This is a genomic window from Mycobacterium sp. NGS39 (genome assembly GCF_059812765.1).
Genome location: NZ_JCALDH010000001.1, coordinates 42,595 through 53,999, shown reverse-complemented (window position 1 = coordinate 53,999; position 11,405 = coordinate 42,595). Strand labels below are relative to the sequence as shown.

The following is an 11,405-nucleotide window of genomic DNA, read 5'->3' as shown; positions in this document are numbered from 1 at the left end:
AGCGTTTCCCGATACAGCCACGCTCGAGAGTGCGTTGGACATGGCTGCGCGAGCGCCTTCAGTTCAGAATTCTCAGCCGTGGCATTGGCGGGTGAGCCGCGAAGGTGTGCACCTGTACGCCGACCGCAGTCGCCAACTCGGCGATGCCGACTCCGACCGGCGGGACGTCCTGCTGAGCTGCGGCGCTGTGCTGGACCACTGCGTCGTGGCGTTCGCGGCACACGGCTGGCACACCCGCCTGCGGCGCTTCCCCGACGTCTCCGACCGCGATCATCTGGCCCTCATGGAGATCATCGAGACGCCGACCCCCGAACCCACCAGGGAGTTGGCCAACGTGATCGCACGCCGCCGCGCCGACCGCCGGCGGTATGGTGCGGGCCCGCTTCCGTCCGGCACGCTGGAACTGCTCTATGTCCGAGCGGCGCGCCGCCAGGTCACGCTGGGCGTCGTCCCCCGCGTGAGATGGTTCCGCCGGGACAGCGTGGCGCTGCGATACGGCGGGACAGCCGGCAGCGTAGACCCGGCGCATGAGGACGACGGTGTGCTGCTCGTGCTTGGAACCGATGCCGACGACGATCTGGCGCGGCTGCAGGCGGGCGAGGCGCTGAGTCGGCTGCTGTTGTCCGCCACGGCATTGGGCCTTTCCAGTTGCCCGCTCACCGACCCACTCAGGCCAACCCGAGATCGTCTGGCGCTCGCGTGTGAGGTGTTCGACGGTGAGCGTTATCCGCAAGCGTTGATCCGGGTGGGTCCGGGGTTGCCCGACAGCGATCCGCTGCCGGAAATCGAGCGCCTGTCGGTCGCGGAGACGACGAGCTGGGACAGCGGCATCCGCTAGGGCAATCAGCCCACGCCCGCGGTCGCAGGCGCGGCCATCTCCGCCCACACTCTGCGGCGCAGCCGATCGAGTGTGCTTGCCAGCAGCCGCGACACGTGCACCTGTGACTTGCCCAGCCGCTGAGCAATCTGGGTCTGAGTCATGCAGTCGCAGAACCGCATTCGCAGAATCTCGCGCTCCTGCTCTGACACTTGGGTGAGCAGGCCGGCGACCGCGACGCAGTCTTCGACGATGCCGTAGTGCGGATCCTCGATACCGTGCAGCGACATCGTCGTGGCATCACCCGTGTGGCTGCCGGGCAGCGCGGCGTCCAAAGACAGCGGCCGGTACGCGTATGCAGCGTCCAGCGACTGCGACACCTCGTCGGAGTCGATGCCGAGTTCGCCGGCCAGTTCGGTGGCTGTCGGCGCGCGGCCGAGCCGCTGCGACATCGGGTCGATAGCCGCACGCACGCGCAAATGGGTGTCTTTGAGCTTGCGTGGCACCCGCATGCCCCACGTGTTGTCGCGGAAATACCTGCGGACCTCGCCGAAGATCGTCGGCACCGCGTAGGCCAGGAACCGGCCGCGGCCGGGATCGAAGCGGTCCACCGCCTTGACCAGCCCAAGCCGGGCCACCTGCAGGAGGTCGTCGCCCGGTTCGCCGCGGCCGACGAATCGGTAGGCGATGTGGTCGGCCAGCGGCAGACACGTGGTGATCACGTCGTTGCGCTGGCGTTCGAATTGGGCGCTTTCGCGGGGGATGTCGGCCAATTCCTCGAGCATCGCCTCCACGTGGGAGTAGTCCTCGTCGGTTGATTGCGGTCGCGGCGACCGTGTCGTGCGAGTGCGGTCCTGGTCGACGGAAACATCCATCGAGAAGTAGCCCCCTTCCCAGCGCTACAGACCTGTCTGTAGCGTAGACTACCCGTACCGATCCGGGACAAACCTGAGAGAGGATTCGCTGATGAGCGTCACCCAGTCAGCCGACGCGCGTGAGCGGATCATCGCGACCGCGTACGAGCTGTTCACCCGGCGCGGCATCCGCGACGTCGGAGTCGACGAAGTGGTGGAAAAGGCCAACGTCGCCAAGACCACCCTGTACCGGCATTTCCCGTCGAAGGACGAGCTGGTGCTGGCGTTCCTGAAAGAACGCGAACAGCAGTGGACAGTCGACATCGTCGACCGGCAGTCGGCGCAACGCGCCGACGATCCCGAGGGCCAACTGCTGGCGATCTTCGACGTGTTCCACGACTGGTTTCACCAGCGCACGGACTACGAGGCGTGCTCGTTCGTCAAAGTCTTGATGGAGATGGGCGCCGAGGGGCCGATCGGGCAAGCCTGCATCGCGCACCTCGACAACATCCGCATGATCGTGCGAGAGCGTGCGCAACGCGCGGGCCTGCGCGACCCCGACGAGTTCTCGTTGTCGTTCAACGTCTTGATGAAAGGCAGCATCGTCGCGGCCGCCGAAGGCGACTTGGAGGCCGCCCGGCGCGCCAGGACCATGGCGGTCTGGCTGATCGACGCCTACCGGCGCTAGGCCTGCCGGTACCGCTCTAGGTCGGCGCGGCGCACGCTGAGGCCGTGGCCGATCTCCGCCGACTTCGGCTCGACCGTTCCGCCGGTTGGATCCAGCGTCCCGTCGAACGCCAGCGACTCGATCCGCACGTGGTCGTGGAACCACTCGAGGTGACGCAGATTCGGCGTCGCAGCCGCCGCATGCACGTGCAGATGCGGCGCGCAGTGCCCGGACACCTCCAGCCCGTGCGCGGCTGCCACGGCGGCCGCACGCAGCCATTCGCTGATGCCCCCGCACCGGGACGCGTCGACTTGCAGGCAGTCGACTGCCTCGGCGGCGCACATGCGCCGGAAATACGTGAGATCGCTGCCGTATTCCCCCGCCGCGACGTCGGCGTCCACGGCGGCACGCACCGCGCGCAAGCCTGCGAGGTCGTCGGATGACACCGGCTCCTCGAACCATGTGACGCCGAGCCCGGAGGCCTCCCCCATGACGCGCACCGCCTGCTTGCCGGTGTAGCCGCCGTTGGCGTCGACGAACAGTTCAGCACCACCGATGACCCTGCGCGCCAAGGTCATTCGACGAAGATCGCGAGCCGTGTCACGACCCCACGACTCGGCGATCTTGATCTTGACGCGTGGTATCTGCCGCTGGTGCACCCAACCGCTGAGCTGCTCGGTGAGGCGGGTGTCGTCGTAGCTGGTGAAGCCGCCGCTGCCGTAGATCGCGACGTCGGCACGCACAGCGCCGAGGAGTCGGTGCAGCGGCAGGCCGAGCAGGCGGGCCTTGAGGTCCCACAGCGCAACGTCGACAGCCGAAATCGCATACCCGGCCACGCCGGGCCGGCCGGCATTGCGCACTGACTTCACCATCGCGTCGAAGGCGCCGCCGACGTCGAGCGCGTCGTGTCCGCACACAACGCCGGCGAGTTCGTCGCGCACGAAGTTGGCGCAGACCGCGGGCCCGTATGTCCATCCGACACCCACCTGGCGGGCCGCGTGGACCGTCACGAGCACCAGCGTGGTCGACGTCCACGTGAACGTGCCGTCGGCCTCGGGCGCATCCGTCGGGATCGTGTACGCCGCGGCGTCCACCGCGCGGACTGCGGTCTCGGCCGCAACCGCGCTCATTGCTTCGCGGTGTCGCGGTGGGGTAGGAACTCCTGCGCCTTGACCTTGATGCCCTCCTTGAGGATCCCGAACGCGTTCTCGTCACCCTTCAGCACAGCCGTCGCGGCGTCTTTCATCTGCTCGAAGGTCGCGTGCGGCGGCACCGGCGGGATGTCGGGATCGCAGTGCACGTCGAGCACGGTGGGCCGGTCGGCCGCCAACGCCTGGTCCCATGCCGGCGCGATCTGGTCGGGCGCGGTCACCGTCACCGATCCGAAGCCCAGGCTGGCCGCGAACGCGGCGTAATCCACGTCCGGAAGTGTCTGCGACTCAGGGAATTTCGGCGATCCACCCATTGCCCGCATCTCCCAGGTCACCTGGTTCAGGTCGTTGTTGTGCAGCACGGCGACGATGATCCGCGGGTCGGACCACTCCTTGTAGTAGTGGGCGATCGTGATGAGCTCGGCCATGCCGTTCATCTGCATCGCGCCGTCGCCCGCGAACACGATCGCCGGCCGGTCGGGGTGGGCGAACTTCGCGCCGATGCCGTACGGCACGCCGGGACCCATCGTGGCCAGCGTGCCGGACAGCGATCCGCGCACGCCGTCGCGGAACTTCAGCTGCCGGGCATACCAATTGGCCGACGACCCCGAGTCCGCGGTGACAATCGCGTTGGGCGGCAAGCGCTTCGACAGCTCCGCGAACAGCAGCATCGGGTTGATCGGGTCGGCTTTGACGCGGGCCTCCATCGCCATGGTCTCCCACCACCGGGCGACGTTGTCTTCGATCTTCTCGCGCCACGACCGGTCTTCTTTGCGCTGCAGCAGCGGCAGCAGCTGCCGCAGCGTTGCGGCGGCGTCGCCGACGAGGTTGACCTCGTTGGGGTAGCGCATCCCGATCAGCGCCGGATCGATGTCGATCTGGACGCCACGGGCCTGGTCGAAGCCGGGCAGGAACTGGGTGTAGGGGAAGCTGGACCCGACCGTCAACAGCGTGTCGCAGTCGCGCATCATTTCGTAGCTCGGCCGGGTGCCCAGCAGGCCGATCGAGCCGGTCACCCACGGCAACTCGTCGGACAGAACGTCTTTTCCGAGAAGGGCTTTCGCGACGCCGGCGCCGAGCATGTCGGCAACCTCGGTGACCTCGGCCGCGGCACCTCGCGCACCGCAGCCGATCAACATCGCCACCCGGTTGCCGGCGTTGAGCACCTCCGCGGCCCGGCGCACACCGTCGGGGTCTGGTGTGACGACCGGCCATTCGAAGCCCACGCTCGACGGCACCATCTTGAACGCGTGTGACGGCGGCGAGTAGTCGAGCTCTTGCACGTCGGCGGGGATGATGACGGCCGTCGGCGCGCGCCGGGTCAACGCGGTGCGGATCGCGCGGTCGAGCACGTTGGGCAGCTGCTCGGGCACCGTCACCGTCTGGATGTAGTCGCTGGCGACGTCTTTGAACAGGCTCATCAGGTCGACCTCTTGCTGGTATGAGCCGCCCATGGCGCTGCGGTTGGTCTGCCCGACGATCGCGAGCACCGGAACGCGGTCTAGCTTCGCGTCGTAGAGCCCGTTGAGCAGGTGGATCGCGCCCGGCCCCGACGTCGCCGCGCAGACACCGATGCGGCCGCTGAATTTCGCATAGCCCACCGCCTCGAACGCACACATCTCTTCGTGGCGAGCCTGGATGAACTTCGGGTTGTTGTCGGCGCGACCCCAGGCGCCGAGCAGGCCGTTGATGCCATCGCCCGCGTACGCGAAGACTTTCTCGACTCCCCAGTCGCGGAGTCGTTCCAGCACGAAGTCGGCCACCGTGGTCGATGACATCGGGACACCTCTTCTCGATTGACGTCAGCTCGAGGAAGGTGTTACCCGGCAGCTGCTCGGCGTAGACAGAAAGCTGAGGCCGCTGTGGCCGGGGTATCGTGCCGACGTGACGCGCGATCACGGCGATCCGGGCGACGCGCCCTCGGTGCCGCCGCCCCTGGCGCCGGTCGTCAATCCCCGCCGACCGTCGGCTGCCGAGGAAGCCCGCACCATCGCGGGGTCCACCAACACCGCCACCTTGGCCACGCTGACCACGGGCGGTGATCCGTGGGCGTCGCTGGTCACCTACGGTCTGTTGCACGGCGCGCCGGTGTTGTGCGTGTCGCGGATGGCCGAGCACGGCCGCAACCTCGACCACGATCCCCGCGCGAGCCTGTCGATCGTCGCCCCCAGCGCAGACACCGACCCACTGGCCAATGCCCGAATCACGTTGGCGGGCAGAGCTGAACGGCCGGTTGGCGACGAACTCGATGCGGCCCGCAGCGCCCATCTCGCTGCGGTGCCCGCGGCCAAGTACTACATCGACTACAGCGACTTCTCACTGTGGGTGCTGCGCGTGCAGCGGGTGCGCTGGGTGGGAGGCTACGGCCGGATGGATTCGACGACGGGTGCGGAGTACCTGGCCGCAGCGCCGGATCCGGTGAAGCCACTGGCCGCGGCGGCGATCGAACACCTCAACGCCGACCACGCCGACTCGCTGACCTCGATGGCACGGGTGCTCGGCGGATATCCCGACGCGCAGTCCGCCACCTGCACCGGCGTCGACCGCTACGGGCTCGACCTGAGAGTCACCACGCCCCGCGGAAGGGCCTATACGCGAGTCGGGTTCGCGTCAGCTATCGCTTCGGTCGAGCAATTGCGTTCGGCCACAATCGAATTGGTCCGCCGGTCGTTGTGACGTCAGCCCTCGTCGCCCAACAGGGTATCGGCGGCGATGATCGACGCCGAGATCGCGGCCGGGAAACCACCGTAGAACGCGACATGGGTGATCAGCGCTGAGATCTCGTCGTGCGTCAGACCGTTGTCGACGGCGCGGCGCAGATGCGCGGGCAGTTCGTCGGGGCGGTAGAGCGCCGTCAGCGCGGCCAGCGTCGCGATGCTGCGGTCGCGCGGGCTGAGGCGTTCGTCAGTCCAGACGTCCGAGTACAGCGGATCGTTGATCAACTCGGTGAGCTGGGGAGTGAACCGCCGCGCGGCCTCACGCGGCGACTCCGGATAGTTCGTCATCGCTGCCTTTCCAATGCCTTCGCGCACGCCGCCAGTATCGCGGCGAAGCTCGACCGCAGCAGTCGCGAGCTGACCGCCTCCATCAATTTGCCGCCGCCGTGCACCGGGTGGGTGTAGCTGCTCCTCCAGTCGACGCGTGTTCCGTCTTGCACGGGCGTCAGCGTCAGTGTTCCGCCGTCGTGGGCAATGGGCGGAAACGCACGCAGGATCAGATACGAGTAGCTGTGCGGCGGGTCGTAGCCGGTGATCCGCTCGCGAAACCACAGGCCCAGCCCAGTCACCTCGCGCAGAGCTCCTACGCCGGGCGCCGGCGAGTCGTTCGTATAGCCAGCTGTCAAAGCCAGCGGAGCGGCGGTCAGATTGGCTGGATCGGCCAGCCAGTCGAAGACCTCCTGTGGCGGCGCCGCGATCGTGCGCTGCACGTGGAGCTGGACCATGAGGAGCCTCCTCGATCTTCGGTCTGCCGCAGCGTGCGACGGTGGTCAACTGGCCGCCATGGCCGCTGATCTGCGGTAGCGTGCCAGTACAGTGCCACACCTACAGACGGGAACCGCGATGAGGTCACGTTCGGTCACGCGTTGGGCAGCCGTCGCGGGTGCCGGCGCCCTGATCGCGATGGGCGGTCTGACCGCCGGTTGCGGCGGCAAAGGTGAGGAAAAGCCCTCCACCACAACGCCTTCCACCACCACGACGACTACCACCACTACTCCGCCGCCGGTGTCGCCGACACAGCACGACATCAGCCCCAACGGACCGAACCTGTTCACGCCCACGCCGGTTCAGCCGATGCCCACCGTGTCGACGCACAAGCGCAGTCACGAGTAGGTCGTAGGAGCGGTCGCGAAGCCGGCGCAGACGTCGAGGTCCGCGTGGACCCGCTGGATGCGGGTGTTCGGGGCCGTGGTTGTGTTGCTGAGCGCCGCATCCGACCTGCGTCCGTCGTCGCCGGGTTCACGCGTGGTCGACGGCCCACTGGCATTGTTGATCAGTGCCTCAACCGATCTCGGGAACGCGACCACCGGCGAGGTGCAGATGACTGTCATGCTGCGGGATGCAAGCCGACCGCAAGCGTTGACGGCTTGGGCGCGCGACAACGCGCTGTCGGTGCGGTGGCGTCCCGGTGACACCTGGGCGATCGTCGAGGGCGCAGCTAGCGCCGTCGCCCAGACGTTCGACGTAGCGGTGCACGAGTACCGCGGGCGGCGCGGTCAGGTGTTCTACGCGTCGCCGCAGCAGCCGTCCATGCCGGCTTCGCTGGACCTCGAAGTGAGCGGCATCGGAAGGATCCTCGGCTATACACCACACCACACGGCACGCCCGCCCGTGCCGCTGACCGGTCGCCAGCCGGGCCTGACCCCAATCGAGCTGTTGACGGCTTACAACGCGAATAGCCTTGCTGCTCAAGGCTTCACCGGTAAAGGCGCCACCATCGTGTTCTTCGAATTCGACGGTTTCGACCAAGCCGACCTCGATACGTTCGCACAGCAATCAGGCCTGCCGACGTTCGCACTGGTGCTGATCGGCGGTCAACCGGGCAAGCCGACCGGCGAGACCACGATGGATCTCGAGGTCGCCCATGCGGTCGCCCCGGACGCGCAGCTGGTGGTGGTCAATGCCGTGCCGACACTTCAAGGCGACGGCAATTTCGAGAAGATTTCGGCGATGTTCGAAGACGCCGATCGACGCTTCCCGGGCGCGGTCTGGAGCCTGTCGATCGGCTGGGCGTGTGACCGGCTGTTGACTGCCGCCGATCTCGCGCCGGTCCGCGCGGCGCTCGCCAAGGCGCAGGCCCGCGGCACCACAGCATTCGCAGCCACCGGCGACAACGGCGGCCTGCAGTGCAAGGGCGGTGACGACTGGTCATCCCCACCGGGGCCGAATGATGTTGGGCTGGATGCAGTTTCGTCGTTGCCGGAGATGACCGCAGTGGGTGGCACGGCGTTGTCGCTCGACGAGAACGGGGTGTGGCTGGCCGAGCAGGCGTGGGTGAACTCGCCTCTGACAACCGGCAGCAGCGGCGGCGTGTCGGCGCTCTTCGCACGCCCCGGATGGCAACAGGGTGTCACGTCGGCGCGAGATGGCACCCACCGGCTGTCTCCCGACGTCGCCGCGGCCGCAGACCCGTTCACCGGACTGCGGATCGTGTTCGGCCAGCAGGTGCTGGTCGGCGGCGGCACCTCGCAGGCGGCACCGATCTGGGCCGGGCTCGCCGCAGTGATGAATCAGTATTTGATCGCCAACAGCGGGCATGCGTTGGGCGCGGTGAACCCGCTGCTGTACCGCGTGGCGGCCGGGGCGTCGCGCCCGGCGTTTCGCGACGTGTCGCTCGGTGCGAACGCAGTGGACGTGGCCACCCCCGGATACGACCTGATCACCGGGCTGGGGCCGCCCAACGTGGAGAACCTGGCCCGCAACATACTCGACATCCAGAAGGCTGCGTGATGAGTACCGGCGAGGTGCCGACCACCGCGTGCCCGGTGTGCGAAACCGACGTGCCCGCGGGCGCGTTCTGTGGCTACTGCGGCTCACACCTGGTGGCGCAGCGCGGTGACGGGCCGGCGTGGCTGCGGTTGCGGGCGTTCAGTGCGGCACCGAGCCAGCACGTGTTGCTGCCATCGGTGACGAGCTCGCTGTTTCCGCATCTGCACCACCGCTCTCAGGCGCCGTTCCGGATCGGATTGGCGGTGCTGGTGGCAGCGTTGGCCGCGTTCTCGGCGCTGCGGTGGCAGGCGCCGTTGATTGGGGTCAGCGTGCTCGGATTGCCGCTGCTGTTCCATCTCTATCTGCTCGAGTCGCACACCTACCGCGATCTGCCGCGGCGCGCCCTGCTGTTCAGTACGGCTCTGGCGATCGTCCTGGGCGTCGGCTGGGCGTGGCTGACCGGCGCAGTCATCGCCCGCAGCTACGACGTCGCGTTTCGCACCGGCATGGAGTTCAAGCAGCCGCTGTGGGAGGGGCTTCTCATCCCGGTCGGCGGTGCACTGGTGATGCTGCTGCCGGCCGTGGCGGCGCGGCTGTCGAGTGCCGGCCCTCGCGAGTCGTTGGACGGCTTCCTCGTAGGCGCGATTACGGCGATGAGCTTCACCGCTGCTGCCACGCTCACGCGGTTGACGCCGCAGTTCGCCACCGGGTTGATGGCCACCGACCGCCCGATCGTCGGGCTGATCGCCGAAGCCGTCATCCGCGGCGTGGCGATGTCGCTTGTCGCCGCGACGGCCGGCGGCATGCTCGGCGCGGCCCTGTGGTTCACCAAACCCGTTGCAGCACATCAACATCGGGGTCAGGCGCTGGCACATCCACTGCCTGCCACGGCGACCATACTCGTCGCCTACGCGATCGTCGGGCTGACCGATGCGTCGCCTGTCCCCGAAACATGGCAGCTGGTGGTGCATTTGGCGGTTGCGCTGGTGATGCTGCTGGCCCTGCGGATGGTGCTGCACATGGCGCTGCTGCGTGAAGCACAAGAGCCGGTGAGCTCCCAGCCGCTGTTGTGCGAGCACTGCAGGCACGTGATTCCCGACATGGCGTTCTGCCCGCATTGTGGCGTGGCCATCCGCGCGTCGTCCCGCATGTCACGCACCGAAAGGCGGCGACACCGGCCCGTGCGGATCGAGCCGAGCGCGGAGGGTCCGTGAGCGCGCCCGCGTCCCTCGCTCAGTCGGTGTTGCCTGGCTACGCGCTGCCGGCGGGCTCCTATGCGGCGGCGCCCCTGCGGCACACCTCGCATCGCCGGGTGCTGTTGCAGCTTCTGGTCGGGGTGGCCGTGGTGATCGTCGGCGTGGTGCTGGCGTTCGAATTGCTCACCCCACCGGCACCGCGGTACGTCTGCCCACCGGACTGCGGCCAGCCGCCACTTGGAAAACCGGTGGAACGGTTGCCGCGCTTCTTGTCTGGCGACGGTGCGTTCTCCGTGGCGTACCCCGGTCCGGGCACCGCCTACCGCGTCAGCACGAAACCGAACGGCGTGACCGCGGAGTTCACCGGCGGCGACGGCGGCACCATGCAGCTGTTCGGCGAGCCGGCACTGGGCCGGCAGCCGGCCGACATCGCGCACGAGCTGCTCGACGAGACCTATCCCGACGCGGTCAAGGACTACGAGATCCCGAACGCGATGGTCGGCTACCAGCTGGGCTACGGAGAAGTGGCTGACGTGTATCCACAAGACGCGGCGGGCAACTTCATGCGGCTGCGCGTGCTGGTGATGGTCGCGGTGAAGAACGATCTGGCGCTGATCGCCGCGGCCGTCGGCCCGTACCACCGCTTCACGCCGGACTTCGGCACCGGCCAGCCGTCGGGCGTGAATCTTGAGCTCGCGCTGGATATGGCCGCCTACGTCAACAGCTTCATGTGGCGGGGCGACCCGCCGCGCTGACCACTAGACGCGGTCGCAGCCGCTCCGGTGCGATGTCAGCGCCCGCGCGCACGTCGGCACTCAGATGCTCGGCGTGACGCACCAGCCCGTCGGCGTCGATCCCGTGCGGCACCGGGCGCGCGCTCGATTTCAGCCGGGCCGCCGCGCGGTCGAGCAGTGCGCTTGCGCCCCTTGGGTTTCCGCGCTGGATGTGAGTGATCCCGACCGCCAGTTGAGCCAGCCCCTGCCACAGCATGCGTTCTTCGGCGGGCCCGGTCTTCCAGGCGGCCTCCAGCACCTCGTGCGCGTTGAACGCGAACCCCCGGTCCAGGAGGTCTTGGGCGTAGCGCAGGGTTTCGGCCGGCGCGAGGTCGAGGTCGTCGGGGATGCGGGGCACGCCCTGGCTGCCGCGCGGAAGCGGCCGGCCCAACGCGTCGCGGGGACGCGCATTGCGGGCGTTGCCCGACTCGTCGCGGTCGCGTGACGGCATAGCCGGTTGGTCCTTGTGCTCGAAGGGTGCTTGGGGGAATTGTGGACTACACATCCGGTGGCAACGAAAG

13 protein-coding genes are annotated in these 11,405 nt (G+C 68.1%); 7 read left to right on the top strand and 6 right to left on the bottom strand.

The genetic code is table 11. The features are described 5' to 3' along the window. Positions 1 to 91 precede the first annotated feature (91 nt). Entirely contained in the window at positions 92 to 838 is a 747-nt protein-coding gene (locus AC5Y39_RS00280; protein ID WP_500015716.1) for a nitroreductase family protein, read from the top strand. Between the two features lie 5 nt (positions 839 to 843). Here AC5Y39_RS00280 and AC5Y39_RS00275 read toward each other — a convergent pair whose 3' ends face one another. Beyond that, complete coding sequence (locus AC5Y39_RS00275; protein WP_500015714.1) at positions 844 to 1,692, bottom strand: SigB/SigF/SigG family RNA polymerase sigma factor; 849 nt, start codon at positions 1,690 to 1,692, stop codon at positions 844 to 846. Between the two features lie 91 nt (positions 1,693 to 1,783). Between AC5Y39_RS00275 and AC5Y39_RS00270 the strand changes: the two genes are divergently transcribed. Next, the gene (locus tag AC5Y39_RS00270) at positions 1,784 to 2,359 is read left to right on the top strand and encodes a TetR/AcrR family transcriptional regulator (RefSeq protein ID WP_500015712.1); all 576 of its coding nucleotides are present in this window, start codon (positions 1,784 to 1,786) and stop codon (positions 2,357 to 2,359) included. Here AC5Y39_RS00270 and AC5Y39_RS00265 read toward each other — a convergent pair. Together AC5Y39_RS00265 and AC5Y39_RS00260 are read right to left on the bottom strand one after the other, a co-directional pair. After that, complete coding sequence (locus AC5Y39_RS00265; RefSeq protein ID WP_500015710.1) at positions 2,356 to 3,468, bottom strand: enolase C-terminal domain-like protein; 1,113 nt, start codon at positions 3,466 to 3,468, stop codon at positions 2,356 to 2,358. The genes AC5Y39_RS00270 and AC5Y39_RS00265 overlap by 4 nt on opposite strands. Further along, positions 3,465 to 5,267, bottom strand: a complete 1,803-nt coding sequence (locus AC5Y39_RS00260; RefSeq protein WP_500015708.1) for a thiamine pyrophosphate-requiring protein — start codon at positions 5,265 to 5,267, stop codon at positions 3,465 to 3,467. Before AC5Y39_RS00260 ends, AC5Y39_RS00265 begins: the two co-directional genes overlap by 4 nt. Before the next feature lie 106 nt (positions 5,268 to 5,373). Here AC5Y39_RS00260 and AC5Y39_RS00255 point away from each other — a divergent pair, with 106 nt between their 5' ends. Beyond that, the gene (locus AC5Y39_RS00255; protein WP_500015706.1) at positions 5,374 to 6,165 is read left to right on the top strand and encodes a HugZ family pyridoxamine 5'-phosphate oxidase; all 792 of its coding nucleotides are present in this window, start codon (positions 5,374 to 5,376) and stop codon (positions 6,163 to 6,165) included. A 2-nt stretch (positions 6,166 to 6,167) separates the two neighbouring features. On the opposite strand, the gene AC5Y39_RS00250 is transcribed toward AC5Y39_RS00255, so the two are convergent. Together AC5Y39_RS00250 and AC5Y39_RS00245 are read right to left on the bottom strand one after the other, a co-directional pair. Continuing rightward, complete coding sequence (locus tag AC5Y39_RS00250) at positions 6,168 to 6,494, bottom strand: carboxymuconolactone decarboxylase family protein (protein ID WP_499904602.1); 327 nt, start codon at positions 6,492 to 6,494, stop codon at positions 6,168 to 6,170. Continuing rightward, on the bottom strand, positions 6,491 to 6,931 hold the full coding sequence (locus tag AC5Y39_RS00245; RefSeq protein ID WP_500015704.1) for an SRPBCC family protein: 441 nt from the start codon (positions 6,929 to 6,931) through the stop codon (positions 6,491 to 6,493). Before AC5Y39_RS00245 ends, AC5Y39_RS00250 begins: the two co-directional genes overlap by 4 nt. A 118-nt stretch (positions 6,932 to 7,049) precedes the next feature. Between AC5Y39_RS00245 and AC5Y39_RS00240 the strand changes: the two genes are divergently transcribed. Genes AC5Y39_RS00240 through AC5Y39_RS00225 form a run of 4 tightly spaced genes read left to right on the top strand, consistent with a single transcriptional unit; the run spans position 7,050 to position 10,866 of the window. Further along, the gene (locus AC5Y39_RS00240) at positions 7,050 to 7,319 is read left to right on the top strand and encodes a hypothetical protein (protein WP_499913375.1); all 270 of its coding nucleotides are present in this window, start codon (positions 7,050 to 7,052) and stop codon (positions 7,317 to 7,319) included. Between the two features lie 57 nt (positions 7,320 to 7,376). Beyond that, positions 7,377 to 8,936 carry a S53 family peptidase gene (locus AC5Y39_RS00235; RefSeq protein ID WP_500015702.1) on the top strand — a complete coding sequence of 520 codons (1,560 nt, stop codon included), beginning with the start codon at positions 7,377 to 7,379 and terminating at the stop codon, positions 8,934 to 8,936. Further along, entirely contained in the window at positions 8,936 to 10,129 is a 1,194-nt protein-coding gene (locus tag AC5Y39_RS00230) for a zinc ribbon domain-containing protein (protein WP_500015700.1), read from the top strand. Before AC5Y39_RS00235 ends, AC5Y39_RS00230 begins: the two co-directional genes overlap by 1 nt. Next, positions 10,126 to 10,866: a hypothetical protein gene (locus AC5Y39_RS00225; RefSeq protein ID WP_500015698.1), complete on the top strand. Its 741-nt coding sequence runs from the start codon at positions 10,126 to 10,128 to the stop codon at positions 10,864 to 10,866. Before AC5Y39_RS00230 ends, AC5Y39_RS00225 begins: the two co-directional genes overlap by 4 nt. On the opposite strand, the gene AC5Y39_RS00220 is transcribed toward AC5Y39_RS00225, so the two are convergent. Continuing rightward, entirely contained in the window at positions 10,838 to 11,335 is a 498-nt protein-coding gene (locus AC5Y39_RS00220) for a DUF309 domain-containing protein (RefSeq protein WP_500015696.1), read from the bottom strand. The two genes, AC5Y39_RS00225 and AC5Y39_RS00220, sit on opposite strands and share 29 nt — an antisense overlap. Positions 11,336 to 11,405: the final 70 nt, after the last annotated feature.